Origin of the sequence: Serratia marcescens, from assembly GCF_006715005.1 — a bacterium.
GTDB lineage: Bacteria > Pseudomonadota > Gammaproteobacteria > Enterobacterales > Enterobacteriaceae > Serratia > Serratia montpellierensis.
The window spans coordinates 3,504,923-3,525,996 of the sequence record NZ_VFMJ01000001.1 but is presented as its reverse complement, the minus strand read 5'-3'; the positions used below and the strand labels follow the sequence as shown (position 1 = coordinate 3,525,996).

Annotated in this window: 25 protein-coding genes; 15 read left to right on the top strand and 10 right to left on the bottom strand. The window is 60.7% G+C overall.

Annotated features, from left to right (window positions below; genetic code table 11):
• Nucleotides 1-18 precede the first annotated feature (18 nt).
• Both FHU12_RS17175 and leuE read right to left on the bottom strand, forming a co-directional pair.
• Nucleotides 19-1,518 (bottom strand): aldehyde dehydrogenase family protein, encoded by a 1,500-nt coding sequence (locus FHU12_RS17175; RefSeq protein WP_141970780.1) that lies wholly within the window; start codon nt 1,516-1,518, stop codon nt 19-21.
• A gap of 159 nt (nt 1,519-1,677) precedes the next feature.
• Nucleotides 1,678-2,316, bottom strand: coding sequence for a leucine efflux protein LeuE (gene leuE, locus FHU12_RS17170; RefSeq protein WP_004940625.1), 639 nt, complete (start codon nt 2,314-2,316; stop codon nt 1,678-1,680).
• A 237-nt stretch (nt 2,317-2,553) separates the two neighbouring features.
• Between leuE and ada the strand changes: the two genes are divergently transcribed.
• On the top strand, nt 2,554-3,609 hold the full coding sequence (gene ada, locus FHU12_RS17165) for a bifunctional DNA-binding transcriptional regulator/O6-methylguanine-DNA methyltransferase Ada (RefSeq protein ID WP_141970778.1): 1,056 nt from the start codon (nt 2,554-2,556) through the stop codon (nt 3,607-3,609).
• Nucleotides 3,606-4,319 (top strand): 2OG-Fe(II) oxygenase, encoded by a 714-nt coding sequence (locus FHU12_RS17160; protein WP_141970775.1) that lies wholly within the window; start codon nt 3,606-3,608, stop codon nt 4,317-4,319. Before ada ends, FHU12_RS17160 begins: the two co-directional genes overlap by 4 nt.
• On the opposite strand, the gene tehB is transcribed toward FHU12_RS17160, so the two are convergent.
• The gene (tehB, locus tag FHU12_RS17155) at nt 4,314-5,177 is read right to left on the bottom strand and encodes an SAM-dependent methyltransferase TehB (protein ID WP_141970773.1); all 864 of its coding nucleotides are present in this window, start codon (nt 5,175-5,177) and stop codon (nt 4,314-4,316) included. The genes FHU12_RS17160 and tehB overlap by 6 nt on opposite strands.
• Before the next feature lie 178 nt (nt 5,178-5,355).
• Here tehB and FHU12_RS17150 point away from each other — a divergent pair, with 178 nt between their 5' ends.
• Nucleotides 5,356-6,459 (top strand): DUF1615 domain-containing protein, encoded by a 1,104-nt coding sequence (locus FHU12_RS17150; RefSeq protein WP_141970771.1) that lies wholly within the window; start codon nt 5,356-5,358, stop codon nt 6,457-6,459.
• An 11-nt stretch (nt 6,460-6,470) separates the two neighbouring features.
• On the opposite strand, the gene FHU12_RS17145 is transcribed toward FHU12_RS17150, so the two are convergent.
• Nucleotides 6,471-7,313 (bottom strand): alpha/beta fold hydrolase, encoded by an 843-nt coding sequence (locus FHU12_RS17145; RefSeq protein ID WP_141970769.1) that lies wholly within the window; start codon nt 7,311-7,313, stop codon nt 6,471-6,473.
• A 107-nt stretch (nt 7,314-7,420) separates the two neighbouring features.
• Between FHU12_RS17145 and FHU12_RS17140 the strand changes: the two genes are divergently transcribed.
• The gene (locus FHU12_RS17140; protein WP_141970767.1) at nt 7,421-8,293 is read left to right on the top strand and encodes a LysR family transcriptional regulator; all 873 of its coding nucleotides are present in this window, start codon (nt 7,421-7,423) and stop codon (nt 8,291-8,293) included.
• A gap of 19 nt (nt 8,294-8,312) precedes the next feature.
• Here FHU12_RS17140 and FHU12_RS17135 read toward each other — a convergent pair whose 3' ends face one another.
• Entirely contained in the window at nt 8,313-9,992 is a 1,680-nt protein-coding gene (locus FHU12_RS17135) for an alpha-keto acid decarboxylase family protein (RefSeq protein ID WP_141970764.1), read from the bottom strand.
• A 673-nt stretch (nt 9,993-10,665) separates the two neighbouring features.
• On the opposite strand from FHU12_RS17135, the gene FHU12_RS17130 reads away from it, so the two are divergent.
• The 4 genes from FHU12_RS17130 to FHU12_RS17115 all read left to right on the top strand — a co-directional run bounded on the left by FHU12_RS17130 (nt 10,666) and on the right by FHU12_RS17115 (nt 12,822).
• Entirely contained in the window at nt 10,666-11,094 is a 429-nt protein-coding gene (locus FHU12_RS17130) for an adenine nucleotide alpha hydrolase family protein (RefSeq protein WP_141970763.1), read from the top strand.
• Between the two features lie 208 nt (nt 11,095-11,302).
• On the top strand, nt 11,303-11,893 hold the full coding sequence (gene pagP, locus FHU12_RS17125; protein ID WP_141970761.1) for a lipid IV(A) palmitoyltransferase PagP: 591 nt from the start codon (nt 11,303-11,305) through the stop codon (nt 11,891-11,893).
• Nucleotides 11,894-12,019: 126 nt separating this feature from the next.
• Entirely contained in the window at nt 12,020-12,508 is a 489-nt protein-coding gene (locus FHU12_RS17120) for a YjjA family protein (protein WP_015376789.1), read from the top strand.
• A 50-nt stretch (nt 12,509-12,558) separates the two neighbouring features.
• Nucleotides 12,559-12,822: a putative hemolysin gene (locus tag FHU12_RS17115; RefSeq protein ID WP_141970759.1), complete on the top strand. Its 264-nt coding sequence runs from the start codon at nt 12,559-12,561 to the stop codon at nt 12,820-12,822.
• Between the two features lie 35 nt (nt 12,823-12,857).
• Here the strand turns inward: FHU12_RS17115 and FHU12_RS17110 are convergent, their stop codons facing one another.
• Nucleotides 12,858-13,475 carry a hypothetical protein gene (locus tag FHU12_RS17110; RefSeq protein ID WP_141970757.1) on the bottom strand — a complete coding sequence of 206 codons (618 nt, stop codon included), beginning with the start codon at nt 13,473-13,475 and terminating at the stop codon, nt 12,858-12,860.
• A gap of 105 nt (nt 13,476-13,580) precedes the next feature.
• On the bottom strand, nt 13,581-14,270 hold the full coding sequence (locus FHU12_RS17105) for a ZIP family metal transporter (protein ID WP_141970755.1): 690 nt from the start codon (nt 14,268-14,270) through the stop codon (nt 13,581-13,583).
• 138 nt (nt 14,271-14,408) lie between these two features.
• Here FHU12_RS17105 and FHU12_RS17100 point away from each other — a divergent pair, with 138 nt between their 5' ends.
• Both FHU12_RS17100 and FHU12_RS17095 read left to right on the top strand, forming a co-directional pair.
• A complete protein-coding gene (locus tag FHU12_RS17100; RefSeq protein WP_141970753.1) occupies nt 14,409-15,191 on the top strand; it encodes a DeoR/GlpR family DNA-binding transcription regulator in 783 nt (260 codons plus the stop codon).
• A gap of 2 nt (nt 15,192-15,193) precedes the next feature.
• On the top strand, nt 15,194-15,577 hold the full coding sequence (locus FHU12_RS17095) for a VOC family protein (protein WP_185742325.1): 384 nt from the start codon (nt 15,194-15,196) through the stop codon (nt 15,575-15,577).
• Here FHU12_RS17095 and FHU12_RS17090 read toward each other — a convergent pair whose 3' ends face one another.
• Nucleotides 15,578-16,486, bottom strand: coding sequence for a LysR family transcriptional regulator (locus FHU12_RS17090; RefSeq protein WP_033634044.1), 909 nt, complete (start codon nt 16,484-16,486; stop codon nt 15,578-15,580). It lies immediately after the preceding gene.
• Between the two features lie 125 nt (nt 16,487-16,611).
• On the opposite strand from FHU12_RS17090, the gene FHU12_RS17085 reads away from it, so the two are divergent.
• The 5 genes from FHU12_RS17085 to FHU12_RS17065 all read left to right on the top strand — a co-directional run bounded on the left by FHU12_RS17085 (nt 16,612) and on the right by FHU12_RS17065 (nt 19,584).
• Nucleotides 16,612-17,493 carry a pirin family protein gene (locus FHU12_RS17085; protein WP_141970749.1) on the top strand — a complete coding sequence of 294 codons (882 nt, stop codon included), beginning with the start codon at nt 16,612-16,614 and terminating at the stop codon, nt 17,491-17,493.
• A 114-nt stretch (nt 17,494-17,607) separates the two neighbouring features.
• Entirely contained in the window at nt 17,608-18,234 is a 627-nt protein-coding gene (ycaC, locus tag FHU12_RS17080; RefSeq protein ID WP_025301704.1) for an isochorismate family cysteine hydrolase YcaC, read from the top strand.
• Between the two features lie 154 nt (nt 18,235-18,388).
• Nucleotides 18,389-18,718, top strand: a complete 330-nt coding sequence (locus FHU12_RS17075; protein WP_127146275.1) for a hypothetical protein — start codon at nt 18,389-18,391, stop codon at nt 18,716-18,718.
• Nucleotides 18,719-18,793: 75 nt separating this feature from the next.
• Entirely contained in the window at nt 18,794-19,246 is a 453-nt protein-coding gene (locus FHU12_RS17070; RefSeq protein ID WP_141970746.1) for a thiol-disulfide oxidoreductase DCC family protein, read from the top strand.
• Nucleotides 19,247-19,332: 86 nt separating this feature from the next.
• A complete protein-coding gene (locus tag FHU12_RS17065) occupies nt 19,333-19,584 on the top strand; it encodes a hypothetical protein (protein ID WP_025301707.1) in 252 nt (83 codons plus the stop codon).
• Here FHU12_RS17065 and FHU12_RS17060 read toward each other — a convergent pair.
• Together FHU12_RS17060 and FHU12_RS17055 are read right to left on the bottom strand one after the other, a co-directional pair.
• Nucleotides 19,575-20,123 (bottom strand): GNAT family N-acetyltransferase, encoded by a 549-nt coding sequence (locus FHU12_RS17060; RefSeq protein ID WP_141970744.1) that lies wholly within the window; start codon nt 20,121-20,123, stop codon nt 19,575-19,577. The two genes, FHU12_RS17065 and FHU12_RS17060, sit on opposite strands and share 10 nt — an antisense overlap.
• Nucleotides 20,124-20,216: 93 nt before the next feature.
• Nucleotides 20,217-20,963 carry a DUF2076 domain-containing protein gene (locus tag FHU12_RS17055; RefSeq protein ID WP_141970741.1) on the bottom strand — a complete coding sequence of 249 codons (747 nt, stop codon included), beginning with the start codon at nt 20,961-20,963 and terminating at the stop codon, nt 20,217-20,219.
• Nucleotides 20,964-21,074 lie beyond the last annotated feature (111 nt).

Sequence of the window (21,074 nt, the reverse complement as noted above, 5' to 3'; positions counted from 1 at the left end):
AGGCCCGCGCCGCTTCACTCAATAGCGGATGCAGACCGATTTCGATTCGGTGTAGGCATCCAGCCAATCCGGGCCGAAGTCACGGCCGCTGCCCGACTGTTTAAACCCGCCGAACGGCATATTCGGATCGATCAGCGTATGGGTGTTGACCCACACGGTGCCGGCCTGAATGCGCGGCGTCAGCGCCATCGCCTGCTGCAGGCTGGTGGTCCACAGGCTGGCGGTCAGCCCGAAGTCGGTGTCGTTGGCCTTGCTCAGCGCCTCTTCGGCGCTCGCCACCCGAATCAGGTTGACCACCGGGCCGAACACTTCCTCGCGCGTCAGGTTCAGCCGATCGTCCGGGTTGATCACCAGGGTCGGCGGAATGTAGAAGCCGTTGGCGTCCGGCCCGGCCGCGCCGCCGATAAGCTCGGCGTTTTTCGCCCGGGCGTCGTCCAGGTAGGCCGCCACCTTGTTGCGGTGCGCGAGCGACACCAGCGGGTTGATTTGCGCGCCGGTATCCATCCCCGGCCCGACCGACAGCGATTTCACCGCCTGTTCGAATCCGGCCACCAACCGATCATAAATCGGCGCTTCAATATAAATTCGCGAGCTGGCGGCGCACACCTGCCCCTGGTTGAGGAAGCTGCCGAGCATCAGGCCTTCGATCACCTGCTGTGGATCGGCATCTTTCAGCACGATGGCCGGGTTTTTGCCGCCCAGCTCCAGCGTTACGCGGGTCAGGCGATCCGCCGCCGCGCGCGCGATGCTTTTGCCCACCGGCGTGGAGCCGGTAAAGCTGACTTTGGCGATCAGCGGATGTTCGGTCAGCGCTTTGCCGCACACGGTGCCGCGGCCGGTGACCACGTTGAACACGCCCGGCGGCACGCCGGCTTCGCTCGCCAGTTCGGCGATGCGCAGCAGGGTGAGCGGGGTGGTTTCCGACGGCTTGATGACGATGGAGCAGCCCGCGGCCAGCGCCGGCATCACTTTCCACATGCCGATCATCAGCGGGAAGTTCCAGGGCACGATGCCGGCGACCACGCCGATCGGCTCTTTACGGGTATAAACCTGATATTTGGCGCCCGGCGGCATCGGAATGGACACGTCCAGCGTCTGGCCGGTGATTTTTGTCGCCAGCCCGGCGGTGTAACGCATCCAGTTCAGGGTGCTACCGACTTCGAAAGCGCGGGCGATGTTGATGGATTTGCCCTGCTCCAGGGTTTCGAGCTGCGCCAGCTCTTCGGCGTGTTGTTCCACCAGATCGGCGAAGCGCAGCAGGATGCGTTCGCGCTCTACCGGCAGACGCTGCGCCCAGACGCCTGCGCTGAAGGCTTTGTGGGCGGACTGCACCGCCAGCGCGACGTCGTGTTCATTGGCGTCGGCGGTGGTGGCGATCTGCTGCCCATTGGCGGGGTTATACACCGCCAGGCGGCCTTCCGCGGCGGACGCGCGCCACTGGCCGTCGATATACAGCCCATGCTGACGATCGAGAAAACGCGATACGCTATCCAGCACGGCTACGGTATTGTCAGACATACATCCTCCGATCAGGCTCATCAGGTTATCGTTAACCCTGCAAGTCTAGATCAGCGGGAAAGCGGCGGCTTTGGTCTGCCTGACATTCGGTTTGTCCTGCGTGTCATTTTGCCGTGACGGAAGGGTAAACCGCGGCCGGCGGGCGCCGGCCGGGAGGGATCACGAGCTCAGGGTCGCCAGACGGGTGGCGAAGCCGAGGAACAGCAGGCCGATGAGGCCGTTGCCGAGCTTCGCCAGGCCTTTCTTGTGATTGAAGAAATGCGCCAGCATCGCGCCGGAGAAGATCAGCGTGCTCATGTAGATAAAGCTGACGGCTTCGAGGATCAGCGCCAGAATGGTGAACGACAGTCCGGTGTGCGCGTAGTTGAAATCGATGAACTGCACGAAGAACGACACGTAAAACAGGATAGCTTTTGGGTTGGTCAGGCTCAGCGTCAGCGATTTGCGCAGAATGCTGTGGCCGCCCTCAATTTGCTGCTGTTGCGCCTGCGCCTTCTGCACGAAGGTGGCGTAGAGGATTTTTGCGCCGAGGAACAGCAGGTAAATTGCGCCGAGAAAACGCACCAGGGTAAACAGGAACGGCGTGGTGCGGATCAGCGAAGCCACGCCGATATAGGCGCAGAAGATCAAAATCGCATCACCGATAAATACGCCCAGCGCGGCGGTATAGCCGGCGCGCACGCCGCGCGATATGCCGGTTTTCAGCACGTACAGCGTATTCGGCCCCGGCAGTATGATAATGAAGACCACCCCGGCCAAATAGGTCCATAAATTCAGGACGCCAAAACTCTCTAACACAATAACCTCTCCATGCGCGCAACTAACAGGCAAAAACACTGGCCACGCCCGTGGCCGGCCGCGATCCTAACGCTGTGCAACCGGGTTGGCAACGTAATAAACTTCATGTTGTTGGTTAAAAATTGTCGAAACATTGCTGAAAACGTCGGCGCCGAATTAAAAAGCAAGAGTCGGCGTGTTTCGCCAACGGCCCGTCACTATGCTGGTTAACACCGAAACCGCAGTGAGGAACGGATGATGAAAAACGTAATCGACAGCGCCGATCCGCGCTGGCTGGCGATCGTCAGCCGCGACAAGCACGCCGACGGCCGCTTTATCTACGCGGTGAAAACCACCGGCGTGTATTGCTCGCCTTCTTGCCCGTCACGCCAGCCGAATCGGCAAAACGTGGAGCTGTTCGACGATGCCGAACAGGCGGAAGCGGCGGGCTATCGGCCCTGTAAACGCTGCCGCCAGGGGCTGACGCCGTTGACGGAACAGCATGCGCGGCAGATAGCCGAGGCCTGCCGCTATATCGAACGGGCGGAGAAAGCGCCGTCGCTGCAGACGCTGGCGCGCCACGTTGGGTTGAGCCAGTACCATTTCCACCGGCTGTTCAAAGCGATCACCGGCCTGACGCCGAAAGGCTACGCCGATGCGCAGCGCAGCCAACGGCTGCGCACCGGTCTTACGCAGCAGGAGACGGTGACCGACGCGATCTTCGACGCCGGTTATGGCGCCAACGGCCGCTTCTATCAGCAAGCCAACGCCGCGCTGGGTATGACGCCGAAGGCCTACCGGGCCGGCGGCAAAGGCATGCGCATCCATTTCGCCGTCGGGCGCTGTTCGCTGGGCGAGATCCTGGCGGCGCAGAGCGAGGTAGGCATCTGCGCCATTCTGCTGGGGGACGATGCGCAGCGGCTGGTGCAGGATTTGCAGGACAAATTTCCCCATGCCGAGCTGATCGGCGGCGATGCGCAGTATGAAGCGCTGATGGCGCAGGTGGTGGGGTTGATTGAAGCGCCGGAAAACGGGCTGGCGCTGCCGCTGGATATTCGCGGCACCGCGTTTCAACAGCGGGTCTGGCAGGCGCTGCAGGCGATACCGGTCGGGGAAACCGTCAGCTATGCCGATATCGCCCGGCGCATCGGCGCGCCCAAAGCGGTGCGCGCGGTGGCCGGCGCCTGCGCCGCCAACGTGCTGGCGGTGGCGATCCCCTGTCACCGGGTGGTGCGCAACGACGGCGCCTTGTCCGGCTATCGTTGGGGCGTCGAGCGCAAGAAAGCCTTGCTGGAAAAAGAGGCGCAGCGATGAGCGGCGCGCTGGCGGCGCGGCTGGCCGAATTGGACTGGGCGGCAATTGAGCGTGAACTCGATGCGCAGGGCTGCGCGCGGTTGCCCAGCGTGCTCAGCCAAGAGCTATGCCGCGAGCTGGCGGCGCTCTACCCGCAGGATGCACACTTCCGCAGCCGCATCGTGATGGCGAAGCACGGTTTTGGCCGCGGCGAGTACCGCTACTTCGCCTATCCGCTGCCGCCGCCGGTGGCCGAAGCGCGCAGCCTGATGTATGCGCGGCTGGCGCCGGTGGCCAACCGCTGGAACGTCTTATTGGGCCTGGCGACGCGCTATCCCGCCGAACACGAGGCCTACCTGGCCGAATGCCACCGGGCCGGCCAACGGCGGCCGACGCCGCTGCTGTTGCGTTACGAAGCGGGGGATTATAACTGCCTGGATCAGGATCTGTACGGCGAGCGGGTGTTTCCGCTGCAGGTGGTGTTTTTACTTTCCGCCCCCGAACGGGATTTCACCGGCGGCGAATTCGTGCTGACCGAACAGCGGCCGCGTATGCAGAGCCGGCCGGAGGTGGTGCCGCTGCAGCAGGGCGATGCAGTGGTGTTCGCCGTGCATCACCGGCCGGTAGCGGGAGTGAAAGGCTACTATCGGGTCAATCTGCGCCACGGCGTCAGCCGGATACGCACCGGCCAACGCCACACGCTGGGGGTAATCTTTCACGACGCGCTATAGCTTGCGCGCCAGCAGAGTGGCGAAGCGCAGCGAGATGCGGTTGCCGGCGGCGTCGGTTTTGTGCAGTTGGCCGACGTCCTCGTTGTATTTGAGGATCTCCCAGTCGCGATAATAATGCTTCAGCTCACCCGGGCTGAAGGTGAACGGGAACGGCAGCGGGCAGGGATAATCCTCGCTATCCATCGCCGCCACGATCAGGTTATGGCCGCCGCGCACGGTGCTGTCCTGCATGTTTTGCACGATAGGCGGGATTTGCTGCCGCTCGAGGAACATCATCACCACGGTGGACAGGATGAAGTCGTAGTCACCGCTGAAGCGGTGGGTATTGAGATCCTGCACCCCGGCGCTCAGGTGGGTCAGCTGCTCGGCGTCGATGATCTGATTGAGGCGGGCTATCGACGGCGCGTGCTTGTCCCAGGCGGTGACGTTGAAACCTTTCAAATTGAGATAGAGCGAATTGCGCCCGCCACCGCAGCCCAGATCCAGCGCCTTGCCCGGCGCGATGCGCGCTGCCGCCTCGATCACTTCAGAGTGGGTGCGCGTCAGTTCGTATTTCTTGTGGTAGTAATCTTCCGGCGTGCAGTAAAACGCCAGCCGGCAGGTCATGTCGTCCGAGAAGGAAACGATGCGATGCCACTGCTGCGGCTCGATAAACGGCGGCTGGCTTTCGGGGCTGAACTGCCAGGTCTCGGTGGTGGCGCCGTCTTCGGTCATCATGGCGAACGTCAGGCTGCCGCTCAGTACGGTGAGCTTCGCCCAGGTGCCGCTCTGGGTATTGTGGCGCTGGCGGAAGGCTTCCGGCAGCGTGTCGCTGTTCCATTCCGGCAGGGTTTTATAGCAAAGCAGCTGCTGCTCCATAGGGGGCTCCTCTGGCTGGGTGAGCAAAGTGATTTATATGATGTATATAAAATACATCTTTATCGATCGTTTGAACATAGTGGCCTGACGGAAAGGCGCGGCGGTATCTTTATACTGGATTGTGCGCGGCGGCTGGGCTAATTTCAGTGCTGTTCATGTCATCACGTTCAGGGAAAAGATGCCGATACCTCGTTTATTCCACCCGATGCCTTTTCGCTGGCTAAGTCTGGCCGCGCTGCTGGCGCTGGCGGGCTGTACCAGCAAAACTACCACCACGGCGCCGGCGGCGCGCCCCGCCGACGTCAAAGCCCGGCTGATGACGCTGATCCCGGCCAACGTCGGCGATCGTCAGGGCTGGGCTACCGATATTACCGCCGCCTTCGCCGCGCAGGGCATCGAGCCGAGCGATGACAACCTGTGTTCGGTGCTGGCGGTGACCGAACAGGAGTCGACGTTCCAGGCTAACCCGCAGGTGCCGGGGCTGCCGAAGATCGCCTGGAAGGAGATCGACCGCCGCGCCGATCAGATGCACATCCCGAATTTTTTGGTGCACACCGCATTGAAGATTTCGTCGTCGAACGGCCAGAGCTACAGCGAGCGGCTGGATAAGGTGCGTACCGAGAAGGATCTGAGCGATATCTTCGATGACATGATCGACCGCGTGCCGATGGGGCAGAAGCTGTTCGGCCATTTAAATCCGGTACATACCGGCGGCCCGATGCAGGTGAGCGTCACCTTCGCCGAGGCGCACGCCAAAGGGTACCCTTATTCGATCGATGGCTCGATTCGCCGCGAAGTCTTCAGCCGGCGCGGCGGTATGTATTTCGGCATTATGCATTTGCTGGGATATCCGGCCGATTACAGCCGGCCGATTTACCGCTTTGCCGACTTCAACGCCGGCTGGTACGCCAGCCGTAACGCGGCGTTCCAAAACGCGGTCAGCCGGGCGAGCGCTATTCCGCTGGCGTTGGACGGCGATCTTATCGACTTCGGCAGCGACAAGCCCGGCTCGACCGAGCTGGCGGTGCGCACGCTTGGCAAGCGCCTGAACATGAGCGACAGCGCCATTCGCCGGGCGCTGGAGAAAGGCGACACGGCCGGCTTTGCCGACACCGACCTGTATAAGAAGGTCTATGCGCTGGCGGGCGGCAAGCTGCCGCGCGAGATGCTGCCGGGTATCCAGCTGGAAAGCCCGAAAATCACCCGCAAGCTGACCACCGCCTGGTTCGCCAAGCGGGTGGACGAACGCCGCCAGCGCTGCATGGCGCGCGCCGGCGGGTAGCGGCCATGTCGTCAGCGCCGTCGAATGAAGTCGATCACGGCTTGTGCCACCGCCTGCGGCACGTCCTCCATCAGGAAATGTCCGGCCAAGGGAAACACCTGCAGCCTGGCGCCGGGAATATCTCCCTGCAGCCGATAGGCGTAACTAACCGGCTGCCATTCGTCGCAGGCGCCCCACAGGATCTGCACAGGCAGACGCAGAGCCGGTAAATGCTCGGAAAAATCGGCGGTATAGCGGGCATCGTAATGAGCTATCTGATGCCGATAAAACGTCGGTTGGCCGATGACGCCGATGATCGGCGTCAGATAGCGGTGTAGCAGTTCGCCTTCCATCAGCGCTTTGTTGAACACCGCCATTTTGAGTTGCCGCGTCATCGCTTGTTCATGCTGTTCCGGCGCCATGACCGCATAGCGTTGATAGTGGTCGCGCATGTCGCGCCAGGACGGCGAAGGCCAGGAATCATAGCTGCAAATATCAGCGATGGTCAGCGAGCGAAAACGCGCGGCATGGCTGAAGGCCAAACGCAACGACAGCGCGCCGCCGATGTCGTGCCCAAAGATGTGCGCCGTCTCCAGTTCCCAGTCATCCAGCAACGCGAGCAGCAGTTCCGCCTGCGCGGCGATGGAGGTGTCCGCCGTCAGCGGGCGCTCTGAAGCGCCAAACCCCAGCAGATCGTAGAGATGAACTTGAAACCCCGCCGCAATCAGTGATGGTAGCACGTGCCGCCAGACGATGGCGTGCGCCGGGGTACCATGTACCAGCACCAGCGGCTCTCCCGTGCCGTGGACGCCGGCAGCGATGCGATGCCCGTTGATGATTCGGTGTTGGTTAAGCAGGTTTGGAAAAGCGTTCATGGCGAATCTCCAGATGAGAGCGTGTTTTTCCACCCTAACCAGTGTCTTTCCATGACGCCAATGACAAGTTATGGTTGGTTCCTCCCAATTTTTGTCATGGTGGAAATATGAATCAGCGTTTGTCGATAGATGCCTTGCGGGCGTTGCTGTGCGTGATCGACACTGGCAGCATGACCCGGGCTGCGCAGCAGCTGAATCTCAGCCAGTCGGCGGTCAGCTGGAAAATCAAACGGCTGGAGGCGCTACTGGGGCGCACCTTGCTGGATCGCCAGGGGGCTGCGCTGGCCGCCACCATAGACGGTGAGGTGCTAGCCGAACACGGACGACGCATTTTGAGCGCACACGACCGCGCGCTGGCGCATTTTGCACCTTCAGCGTTGCAGGGCGCAGTGCGGCTCGGCGCCACGGAACAGATGCCGTTGCCACCGCTGGCTGCCCTGTTGGCGGCGTTCAATGATCGGCACCCGCAGGTTGACGTGCAGTTGGTTATCGACCAAAGTCAGGTGCTGCGCCGCGGATTGGTGCAGGGAGAACTCGACCTGATCCTGCATCAGCGGTTTGACGGCCCGGATGATGAGGCAGAGACGTTGCTCGGTCGGGAGCGTTTACATTGGTGTTCGCCGCCGGGCTGGCGCTATCGGCAGGGTGAACCTATTAAATTGGTGAGCTACGGGCCGGATTGTTTTTATCGCAGTCTGGCGGAACGGTTGCTGAGCACGGCGGGAATACGTTGCAAAATAACCCTGGAGTGTCCTTCGGTTACCGGGATGCTGACGGCGATTTCTGCCGGTATGGGCGTCGGCGTGCTCAATCAGCAATGTCTGGATCGGCGAGTGCGAATCGATGAGACGCTTGAGCGTATGCTGCCACTACCGACGGTGGTAAATGCGCTGCGTATCGGAGAGGGCCCCCGTCGTTCACTGGCGCAAACGCTGGGGAGCGAGATTGTAGCGGCGTTGCAAACCGACGCCGCTTCCTGAGAAGCGGCGCGATCGCGCATCAGGCGCTGCGGCGCGGGTTGGTCAGGCCGAAGTTAAAGCTGTTGCAACGGTTGCAGAACTCTTTCATCACCGGCGGCGTATCCATCATCGGCACTTTCACCTCGATAAACGCCAGCCGATCCTGCCGCGAGGCGTGTTCCAGGGCCATTTCCAGCTGCTGCGTGGTTTCCACTGCCACGCTGAACGGCTGCGCCTGGGTATTCAGCACCGCCGGCAGTTTGGCATAGTCCCACGGGCTGATGTCGTTGTAGGACGAGTTTTCGCCGAGGATATAACGTTCGATGGTGTAGCCATCGTTATTGATCAGGAAGATGATCGGCTTTTGTTCGCAGCGCAGCAGGGTAGAGACTTCCTGCGCGGTGAGCTGGAAGGAGCCGTCGCCGATGAACAGCAGGTGACGGCGCTCCGGCGCTGCCATCAGGGTGCCGAGCAGCGCCGGTAGGGTATAACCGATCGAGCCCCAAATCGGTTGGTTGACCACCTTGACGCCGCCCGGCATGCGCATGCCGCCGATGGCCGCACCGGAGGTGCCGTTTTCCACCACCACCACGTCATCCGCCTGGATGAAGCGTTGGATGCGTCGCCACAGATAGGCCTGGTCGATAGGCGCGTCGCTCGGCGTCGCCAGCTTCTCACGGGGATCGGCCAGCGGCGATAAACGCTGCGCCGGCGCGTCTTCGCTCAGATCCAGCAGCGCCTGCAGCAGATCCGTCGTCGCCACCGCCGGGTAGGAGGTATTGTCCAGCTTCAGCGAGAACGGCTGGATATCCACCTGAGCGGCGGCGGGAATTTGCTGCGAGAAATAGCCGGTGGTGGAGTCTACCAGACGTACGCCGAAGCTCAGCACGCAGTCTGAGTGGGCCATGCGTTCATAAAGTTCGGGACGCGACAGGTTGCCGCTGTAGCCGCCCATCCAACCGGCGGTATCTTCCGGAATAATGCATTTGGCGGTCGGCATATTGGTCAACGGAATGGCAAAACGATGAGCGACGGCGATAACCTGCTGCTGCAGCTGATAGCGATCCACCATTTGGTCGACCAACATGATCGGACGCTGTGCGCGTTTTATTTTGGTTAACAGCGCCATCGCCGCTAATTGCACATTGTATTTATCGCTGGCCGGCAACTGCGGCGCCGCTGCGGCTGCGGCGACTTCAATTTCGACGTCGCAAATATCGGAAGGCAGCTGTAAATAGACCGGTTTCTTCTCTATCCAGGCGCGGGAAATAACGCGTGGGATTTCCTGCGCGGCATTTTCCGGCGTAATCAAAGCTTGAGCAACGGTAAATTGTTTAAAACAGTTCATGACGTTGTCGAAATTACCGTCGCCCAAGGTATGGTGCAATAGCTGATGATTCTTCATCGCATGCAGCGGCGGCGTGCCGGCGATGCAGACCACCGGCGAGGATTCGGCATAGGCTCCGGCGATGCCGGACAACGCGGCCAGATCGCCGACGCCGTAAGTGACGATCAGCGCGCCGGCGCCCTTCATTCGGGCGTAGCCGTCGGCGGCGTAGGAGGCGTTCAATTCATTGCAGTTGCCGATAAACGCCAGCCGGTCGTCGCTTTCCAGCAGCTCTAGCAGGCTGAGGTTATAGTCGCCGGGCACGCCGTAAATACGATCGACGTTCAGGGCGTGAAGCTGTTGCAGAATGAATGACCCGATAGTTATTTTCATTGATTGCTCCGGATTATTTATCTTTATTTTGTCAGGCGAAAATCAGCAAAAATAAATTGCTGGCGATGTTGTGTCGTTAGCTTTAACAGTTATTTAAAGCGTCCACTTGTTCAAGATAGGGTTGGCAGCCGGTAAATTGGCGGTTTGTATTCGGCGCTTTACGCGATTGAGTAATACATAAAAAGTAGGGTTATTGCGTGTTGGCGTGCAGCGGTATTTTTCCTTGATGGAATATCGACAGAGAAATGGCGGCATGTCGGCATTTATCATAATGCAGGGGGAGTTACCCGGTACTTTTGACGCCGCGTTAAATCCTGCCTGGCGACACCCGGCAGTGAGTCTGAGAAAGAAATACCGACGCTGACGTAAAGGGGGATTTTGGTGATCCGCCGCACGCTTATTTCAAGAAACCATCCTGTAACCAATTAAAAACAAAAAATTAACAACGATTGTTTTTTAGTCGTCGGTTTTCGTCAGCTTTGCTTTACGGGGCCGCAGTGCGCGTCACGTCGGGCCGGCGTTAAAATATGCCGTCACGGGCGCTAATATAACGTGGTGGCCATCACATTCCGTGGGAACTGATACGTAAACTTTTCTCTACGTGTGCGCAGATGGCGTATACCTACCAGAGAGGGCGGTGCCCCAGTGGCACAGGCTGACGGGGGGAAGAGCGATGAAAAGCTATCGACATATTCTGGTACTGATTCACGATGAGCGCAATGGGCTGCTGCTATTGCGTCAAACGGTGGCGATGGTGCGCGGGCTGCCGATCGCCATCACCGTTGGCCACCTTAACGCCGACTATGCGGAGCTGGAGTACGGCAGCGATGCGCTGGTCAAAGACCGCCAGGCGCAGGAGGTGATTGCCGCCAAGGCGATGCTGAGCCGGTTGGTGAGCGCCGTCGATGCGCCGGTTGCGGTCAAGGAAATCGTCACCATCCGGCGCTTTAAGGACGTCAGCGATTTCATTCATCAGGCTGATATCGATCTGGTGGTGGTCGGGCACCAAAACCGCCTGTTCGGTCTCTATTCCTCTTATTCCCTGGAGTTTGTGAACCGTCTCGATGTCGATGTGTTGGTCAAGCACCTTGCCCGTGAGTAGCGTGCGACAAAGCGGACTTTTCCCACGGCTTTGCCGCTCGAAAGGCGATAGCATAGGGGACACCGGTGCAACCTGTTAAAAAATATTGGGAATTTTCCGGTGCTAAACTTAACCAAAGCACAACAGGCGTTGGATAAATTAGATACAGCTTGATCTTGCCTGGGCTATCGGTAAGAATCTTCGGCCGTATTTTTACAGGAGCTTTACGATGTTTCTCAAACGGACTCTTTTGGCATGTTCTCTGGCGTTGATATTTCCTGCACTGCCTTCTTACGCTGAGGTTGGTACAGAAAGTGGCAATACCGCGCAGGCTGAAAAACCGGGTCTATGGCAGCGGTTTACCCATAACGTGGCGGAGACCTGGAACAACTCGCCTAACCACGATCTCTATATCCCGGCCATCACCTGGCACAACCGTTGGACTTACGATGATGAACATATCGATAAGTACAACGAGCGTCCGTGGGGCGCCGGTTACGGCATCTCCCGCTACGACAGCGACGGTGACTGGCACGGCATCTACATCATGGCGTTCAAGGATTCCTTCAACAAGTGGGAGCCGATCGGCGGCTACGCCTACGAGAAGATCTGGCGCCCGCTGGATGACAAGGATTTCCGCCTGGGGCTGGGCTTCACTGCCAGCGTCACTGCGCGTGACAACTGGAAATACATTCCTGTTCCGGCGCCGCTGCCGCTGGCCTCTATCGGCTATCAGCGGCTGACGTTCCAGGCGACCTACATTCCCGGCACCTATAACAACGGCAACGTGTTCTTCGCCTGGCTGCGCTGGCAGTTCTAAACTTCCTGAATTCCGAAAAACGGCGCGGTGGCGAGATAAAAGGAACTTGTCGCCGTCGGCGGCGTCGGAAGGGTATCCCGGCGCGCTGCGCCGATCGCATGCCGTTATTACAGGAGTTTCACCACTATGATCACCAAACATCGTTTACTGTTGGCCTTGGCGCTGTCCGCTACCCTGGCCAGCGGCGCCACCCAGGCCGCCGGGCTGATGGATTCCCTCAGCAGCGCGGCGGGCGAACTGAGCAAGTCGGGCGGCGACAGCAGCGGCGGCATGTCGCTCTCCTCGCTGACCGGCCTGCTGAACGGCGGCGACAAGGCGTTGAGCTCCAGCAGCATGACCAATGCCGCCGGTATCCTGCAGTACTGCGTGAAAAACAACGTGCTGTCGGCTAACGGCGCCGAAGGGGTGAAAGATCAGCTGCTCAGCAAGCTGGGCATCACCAGCACCGAAAACGCCAAGAGCCAGGATTATCAGCAGGGTCTGGGCGGCTTGCTGCAGACCGGCGAAGGCAAGAGCCTGGATCTGAACAGCCTGGGCACCTCGCAGATCACCGAGAAGGTGAAGCAAAAAGCCTGCGATCTGGTGCTGAAGCAGGGCAAATCCTTTATTTCATGATGAGCGAACGGCGGAGCGCTCCGCCGTTCGTTTTTGCATAAGCTGGAAAAATGAAAAAAACGTTGATGCTTTCCCTGCTGGCAGGGATGACGATGTTGCAGGGGTGTTCCGTGAAATCCAACGATGCGCCGCCACCACCGCAGGCGAAACCGATCGGCATGGCGAACCCGGCCGACGTGTATTGCACCAAAATCGGCGGCAAGCTGAACGCCAAAGAGAATGCGGCAGGCCAGTATTCCACCTGTACCTTGCCGAATGGGCAGGAAATAGAAAGCTGGGAGCTGTTCCGGCGCGATCACCCGGTGAAAAAGTAATCCTCGCGGCGCCGGCTCTTCCGCTCGGCGCCCGATCAGAATTGGCGATCGCCTATCGACTGCAGCTGCAGACTGCCGTTCTTCTGTAGCGTCAGCGGCATGCGCCAATCGCTCTGTTTATCCAGGTTGAACGGCCGGGAGCGGAACATGCAGCCGGTCTTGATGTTCTTGATTTTCATGACGTGTTCCGCGTCCGCATTGATTTTTATCTCGAAGCTGCCGGTGGGGGGAATAAAGACTTCCGCCAGCTGCTGCGGCGCCGCCGGCGTTTCCAGCTTGACCAGCACCGCGAAATTGTTGCCCTGATTATCCAGCGTCAGCCGATGCAGACCGGTCGCGGGCAGCCTCGTCGGCTGATGCAGATAACCGGCTGAGGCGGGCCACGGCTGTCCGGCATTGTCGTGCAGCGGCCCACCGCACTGTTCGCGCGCCTCGCGCAGCGGCATTTCGCGCTTGATAGCGCGGTTGTAATCGGTGGGGGCGGCGAGGCTGAACTCGTCATCATATTGGTGGGCGCGCAGATAGCGCTTGGCGCCGAGCACCGCGAGGGCGATCAGCATGAAGAACAAAAATATCCTCAGGCGATTTTTGAAAATCAGCCCGAACAGCTTCCCGGGGAGTTGAAACAGCCACCTTGCGATCGTCAATAACATCGTTTTCCCTTTACGCCCAAGCCGTTACGTCTGCGGTAACTTCGCCTGCCTCAGTATAGCCAAAGCGTTGCCTCCGGGCGGCATGCGCCATGAAATTCCTGTTTTTTACCCCAAACCTTCCTCTAACAGCAACAGCAGCAGGAAGCCGGCAAAGAACATCGCGGTGGCGAACGGGGTCTCTTTCCCGCCTTCATGCGCTTCGACCAGCAGCTCCTCGGTCACCAGGTAGAGCAGGGCGATCAGGCCAAAGGCCAAAAAGGCGGTCAGCCAAAATGTGCCCAGCATGGCCACCGGCGCCCCCAGCAGGCCACCGATGGGCAGCAGCAGCGCCAGGCCGACTATCGCCGCCATGGCACGCAGCCGCCTGCCGAGAAAGTCTTTCAAATCGCCGACGATCGATAATCCGAGGAACAGCACTTCCAGCGTTAACGCCAGCGTCAACAGCAGACCGGCTTTGGCGCCGGCCGCGAAGGCAATGCCCAGCACCAGCCCATCGATAAAGATATCGACGCCGACCGCGGCGATAAAACCGACCGGCCCCTGCGATTTTTCACCCAGCCGCCGAACCAGCAACATCAACAGCACCCCCACAGCGCCGCCCAGCAACACGGCCACAGGCGACTGCTGCTTGAGATCGGGCAGGATTTCGGTGGCGGCAGCGGCGAAAACGATGCCGGCGGTAAAGTGATGGATGACGCGCATCGTGGCGTCACCGGGGCGTCGATAGAGCGCCACCGCAGCGCCGACGACGGTGGCTGCGGCGGGAAACAGCGTATAAAGCACGGCGGAGGTCATCGCGTCATAATCCCTTATTGGTGATGTCGCTTTGAGTCTAGACGAGCGCCGCCGCTTAGGCGTGGCGAAAAAAGTGATTGTTCGATTGTGTACGTTTATGTACATTTGTGATCACTTCAGTGCCACCGGATCCACGCGATGTCCAAACTGTTACCGAATGAACGCCACCAGGCCATTCTCGACACGCTTCGCCAACAGGGGCGGGTACTTGCCCTGGAGATGGCGCAGCGGCTGAATACCACCGAAGCGACTATCCGCCGCGATCTGCGCCAGCTGGCGGCGCAGAACCTGTGCAAACGTATCTATGGCGGTGCGCTGGCGCCGACGCCGGCCGAAGGCCCCGTTGCGGCGCGCATGGCGCTCAGCGGCGATGAGAAACTGGCGCTGGCGCAGACCGCGCTGAGGGTGATCGGCGAAGAACAGTTGATTTTCCTCGATGCCGGCAGCACCCACCTGCATTTGGCGGAGCTGTTGCCGCGCGATCGGCGTTTGACGGTGGTGACCAATGCGTTGAGTATCGCCGGTAAAATGCTGGAGCGGCCGGGGATCCGCACCATCCTGATCGGCGGCGAGCTGGATGCGCAGGTCGGTGGCTGCGTGGACACCAAGGCGGCGGAAGAGATCGACGGTTTCCATTTCGATCTGGTGTTCACCGGCATCTGCGCCTACGACCCGGCCGGCGGTTTTTCGGCGCTGAGCTATCAGGACGCCACGTTCAAAAAGCGGTTGCTGACGCGCGCCGGCAGCGTGGCGGTGCTGTGTACCCGCGACAAACTCAATACCTATGCCCCTTACCCCTTCCTGCCCGCCGGGCGGGTGGATCATCTGGTGACGGCGCGCGGCGCGCACCCGCAGCTTGAGTTGCAGGTGGTGCAGGGCGGCGGCCAGGTCTGGCACAGCGACTTATCGACCGGAGAATGATGATGAAAATTGCCCATGTTGCCCTGTGGACCCAGGACATCGACGCGCAGCTGGCGTTCTGGCAGCGCTATTTCAACGGTGAAGCGGGGGAGGAGTATGTCAGCCGCAACCGATCGGGGTTCGTTTCCCGCTTTGTCAGCCTGGCGGCCGGGCCGTCGCTGGAGATCATGCGCGTGCCGACGCTGTTGCCGGCGCAGGCGCAGGAGGAGCGGGTCGGTTGGGCGCACATCGCGCTGTCGCTGGGGGATGAGCGGCAGGTCGATAGGTTGGCGCAGCGCGCACAGCAGGAGGGCATTTTGCTGTCCGCGCCGCGCTGGACCGGCGACGGCTTCTATGAGGCCGTCATCCGGGATCCGGACGGCAATGCGATCGAAATTACCGCCTGATCACTCTTCTTCGATGCTGGCGAACTGCTCACCCAGATAGTCGAGCAGCAGCCGCACCGCCGGCAGCAGGCCGCGGCGCGACGGGTAGACTGCGTGCACCACGCCGCCCTGCGGCTGCCAGCCCGGCAACAGTTGCACCAGCTCGCCGCGCAGCATGTCGTCGCGCATCATCATCGCCGGTAGCTGAACGATGCCGGCGCCGGCGATGGCGGCGGTGCGCAGCATCAGCATGTCGTCGGTGACCAGCCGCGGCGTGTGTTCCCACTCTACCCGTTCACCCTGTGGGCCGGTCAACCGCCATTGGTGCTGACCACGCGCCGGGCCGAGATCGAGCGTCGGGTATTTACGCAGGTCTTCCGGCGTGTGCGCCGGCCCGAGGGTGCGCACCAGCGCCGGGCTGGCGGCGACGCACCAGGTGCGCTGCGCCAGGATCTTCAGCACCAGATCGCTGTCTTCCAGCGGCGGCGGCCGCACGCGGATCGCCAGATCCAGCCCTTCCCCCACCACGTCCACCCGGCGGTTGGTGGCTTCCAGATGTACCGTCACCTTGGGGTAATCGGCCATAAAAGCCGCCACCATGCTGCCGACGCGGGTGTGCAAGATCGCCACCGGGCAGGACATGCGCACCGTGCCGCAGGGCTCGGCGCGGGTCTGCTCGATCGCTTGCTGCGCCGCTTCCGCTTCCACCAGCATCGCCTTGCAGTGTGCGTAATAGGTTTGGCCGACCTCGGTCACCGAGAAACGCCGCGTCGAGCGCTGGATCAGGCGCACGCCCAACCGCTCCTCCAGCAGCGCCACGCGGCGGCTGAGCTTGGATTTGGGAATGCCCAGCGCCCGGCCGGCGGGGGCGAATCCCTGGTGATCGACCACGCTGGCGAAGAAAAACAGATCGTTCAGATCGGTCAGCATCGTATCCCTTATCGTTCTACCAGTAGAACGCTGAGTGTACATCTTGCCTACTACTGCAGCAAACCCCGACGGATTAAACTTCTGACATCAACTTAAGGCCGTGAGGCCTGAAACGGGAGTTCAAGATGAAAAAAATCCTCGGTATTCACAACAGCCCGGAAGCACATTGGGTCGGTAACGGTTTCCTGGTGAATTCGCTGTTCTCTTATAACGATTTGGGGGCGGAAATGAGCCCGTTCCTGCTGCTGGATCACGCGGCGCCCACCAAATTCCGTTCCGCCTCCGGCACCCGCGGCGTGGGTCAGCACCCGCATCGCGGGTTTGAAACGGTGACCATCGTCTATCAGGGCGAAGTGGAACACCGCGACTCGACCGGCAGCGGCGGGGTGATTGGCCCCGGCGACGTCCAGTGGATGACCGCCGCCTCCGGCATTCTGCACGAAGAGTTCCATTCACGGGATTTCTCGCGCAAGGGCGGCACCATGGAAATGGTGCAGCTGTGGGTCAACCTGCCGGCCAAAGACAAAATGGCCGAGCCGGGTTACCAGACGCTGTTGAACGCCGATATTCCGGTGGTTCCGCTGGCGGACGGCGCAGGGCAGGTGCGGGTGATCGCCGGTGACTTTGGCGGCCACGCCGGCCCGGCACGCACTTTCAGCCCGCTCAACGTGTGGGACATGAAGCTGAATGCCGGCCACACCACCACGCTGACGGTGAAAGAAGGCCATACGCTGGCGCTGGTGATGCTGCACGGTGCCATCCTGGTCAACGGCGAAGACGTGGTGCGCGAAACCCAAATGGTGCGTTTCGACCGGGCGGGGGATTCGATCACTATCGAAGCCAACAACGACGTCGCGCTGCTGGTACTGAGCGGCGAACCGATCGATGAGCCTATCGTCGGCTACGGCCCGTTTGTCATGAACAGCGACGCGGAAATCCAGCAGGCGTTCCGCGATTTCAACAGCGGCAAGTTCGGCAGCATGAACGCTGAAGCGACCGTCGGTTGACCTTGGCGCCTGGGGCGGGACGTGTTCCCCGGCTCAGGCGCTACACTTAAACCTCGACGTCCCGCTCAGGCGGGGCGTTTCATCCGCAACATCAACCCCCACAGGAGTAAAACCATGACTGCAAATTACAAACGCCTCGACAAGGACCAGGCCGCCGTATTGCTGGTGGATCATCAGGCAGGGCTGCTTTCGCTGGTGCGCGATATCGATCCCGATCGGTTTAAAAACAACGTGCTGGCGCTGGGTGATTTAGCGAAGTACTTCAATCTGCCGACCATTCTCACCACCAGTTTCGAAAACGGCCCCAACGGCCCGCTGGTGCCTGAACTGAAAGCCCAATTCCCCGATGCTCCCTTCATTCCTCGCCCTGGCCAAATCAACGCCTGGGATAACGACGACTTCGTCAAGGCGGTAAAAGCCACCGGCCGCAAGCAGCTGATCATCGCCGGCGTAGTGACCGAAGTGTGCGTGGCATTCCCGGCGCTGTCTGCGCTCAATGAAGGTTTCGAGGTCTTTGTGGTGACCGACGCCTCCGGCACCTTCAATGAGCTGACGCGTCAGTCGGCCTGGAGCCGCATGGAAGCCGCCGGCGCGCAGTTGATGACCTGGTTCGGCGTCGCCTGCGAGCTGCACCGCGACTGGCGCAATGACATCGAAGGGCTGGGCGCGCTGTTCTCCAACCATATCCCGGACTACCGCAACCTGATGACCAGCTATAACACGCTGACGAACGGTAAGTAACGCGACGGCCCTTTACCCAACCTTTCGCCTTTCATCACGTTAGACGCGGGATGTAAGCAAAACGTAGCGGGGCGAAAAGGTAGCGAAAAGCGGCTTTCTCATGGGCCGGGGGCGGGGTAGCGTAATCCCGAACCCGGCAAATGAGGCTAATTCAATGAAACAAGCAATCAAGATCCTGGCGCTGCCCTGCATGGGCATGGCGCTGTTGTTCAGCGCGAGCGCGATGTCGGCCCCCGAGGCGCCTGCGGCCAAAGCGTTGCCGCCTGTGGCGGATGAACCGATGCGCATGCCGCCTTTCCCGGGAGGGCACCCGCCCAAACCGGGGTTCTGCCACGGCGGCGAACTGTTCTGCGCCACCTCGGCCAGCGACAATCCGGTGGAAACCATCAACAAACTGACGGCGGTGATCCCGGCGGGTAGCGCCAAGCATTACGAGGTGCGCGTCGCGGTGGTAGCCGTGCCTGACGCCCCGCCCGCGCGTTAACGGGCCACACCATCCCGCTCTGGTTCGCATGCCCAAGGCGCGTTAGGCTAAGGCGAGCGTTTATCGGGAGGCGGGATGACCCTTTTAGCACAACTGCCTTATCTCCAGCCCGGCGATCGCGCGCTGTTGTTCGACGGCGAATGCAATCTGTGTCACGGGCTGGTGAGATACCTTATTCGTGCCGATCGGCAGCGGCGCATTCTATTGGCGACGGTGCAATCCGTCGAAGGGCAGGCGATCCTGCAGGCGCTGGGATTGCCGACCGATCGTTTCGATTCCGTGGTTTATATTGAGCAGGGGCGCTGTTGGCTGCGTTCGGCGGCGTTGTTTCGGGCGCTGCGCCAATTGGGATGGCCGTACCGCGCGCTGGCGCTGGTGCGTTACCTGCCGCCGCGACTGGCGGACAAGGTCTATGATGCGGTCGCCGGCAATCGCTACCGGCTGTTTGGTCGCAACGATGGCACCGGTTTGCCGGGCGCCGACCAGCCCGGGCGCTATCTGCCCCGGCGGCAGGAACCGCCGGCCTGAGCTTTACGCTTCTTTACCATCCAACCGCTTGAAATATCAACACTCCAGCTCCATATAATGGAACGTTTAGCCAACAAGGAGCGCGTATGGGAATCAGTGAAGAAGAGCACATCCGCCGTTTGACCCAGGAGAAGAACGACATGGGCAATACGGCGAAATGGGTGGCGATCGTTTCCGCCGTGTACTTTGCCTTGATGGTGTTTTACGGCCATCCGACCGGCGTATTGGCGATGTCGGGCGCGGTGTTCATCGTGTCTACCACCACCTGGCTGAAAAAGCGTCAGAAGGTCAAGTCTTACCGCATGGCGTTGGCCAAAATCAGCGACGATCAGCCCTGATAGTCGCCGCGCTTTAGCGTATACACCAGGCTCGGCGCTGCGCCGGGCACGTCATCCAGTGTATCCACCCGCCGTAAACCGACCTTTTCCAGCACCCGCCACGAAGCCTGATTCTCCGCGCGCACAATGGCGGAAATTTCACCCACTTCCAGCCCGATAAAGCCGTACTGCAGTGAAGCCCACGCCATCTCGGTGGCCAGCCCCATGCCCCACACCCGGGTATCGAAGCGATAGCCGAGGTTAACGGTGCGCTGCGCGCCGAGCGGTTTCCAGGACAAGCCGCCAAAGCCGATAACCCAATCCGGCCGTTCGCGCAGGGCGATCGCCCAGGAGCCGTAACCGTGCTGCCGCCAGCCGGCGAGCCGATCCTGCAGCGCCGAGGCGGCCTGCGCTTCGCTGGTCAGCGGGCCGGCGGGGTTGAAGCGTTGGGTTTGCGGATCGCCAAAGATGGCGTAGAAACGTTCGAGGTCCGCCATTACCGGCGGCCGCATCTGCAGGCGTTCGCTGAAGAAGGGGGATGAAGGATTAAAGCTCGGCATCGTTTCTCCCGGCCGGATAAATGAACAGCGTTCACTGTAGTCCAGATCGGCGAAACGGGAAATCCCCCTCTCCAGGTGAGAGGGGGGAGGGCATTACAGGAAGGAGTCGTCGTCGTCGTTGTAATCGTCGTCGGCGTAGTCCGTGTCGTCCTGATAGTTGGCGTTCTGGAAGCCGTTGTCCTGGTTGAGGAAGCTGCCGCCGTCGCCGTTGTTGAAGGTATCAAGGTTGTTGGAGGCGTCGAAATTACGCATCGCGCTGTCGTCCAGCGGCGCCGGGGTTTCTTCGATAATATTCACGATTTCCTGCGGCTGCGAATGGCGGAACATGCCGGTCAGCATGTCGGCCAATACCACGCCGCCGGCGACGCCCGCCGCCGTTTGCAAGGCGCCGCCCAGGAAGCCGCCGGCGCGTGAAGGCGCCGCCTGCTGCGGTTGGGCATAGGCAGGTTGCTGCGGCTGCGCGTAGCCCCCCTGCTGCGCGTTGTTCCAGGCCGCCGTATTTTGCTGCTGCGCCTGGTACTGTTCACGCGGGCTCGGCGTATTGCGGCTGCCGCCGCCGAACAGGCCGGCCAGGAAACCACCGCTGCTTTGCTGGCCGTTGGCGGTTTGCTGCAGCTGCGCGACCTGGGCTTCCAGCTCTTTGACGCGCTGGTCCATCTGCTTGAGCGCCGCTTCCTGAATGATCATCGCCTGCGCCATGTAATAAGGGGCGGAAGGCTGCTCGCGAATATGCTGATTGATTTGCTGTTCTGCCTGGAGATCCCGTGGGCCCGTCTTGGTCTCGGCTTCTTTCAGGCGGCCAAACAGACCATCGATAAGGCGTTGTTCTTCGGATTGCATAGGCGTACCTCGGGAGATAAATAACGGTGCTGGATGATGACTATCATCGGTAACAATCACCCTAGCGCGTTTACATGAACCAATAAATAAATGGCGGGTAAACCTGTCTAT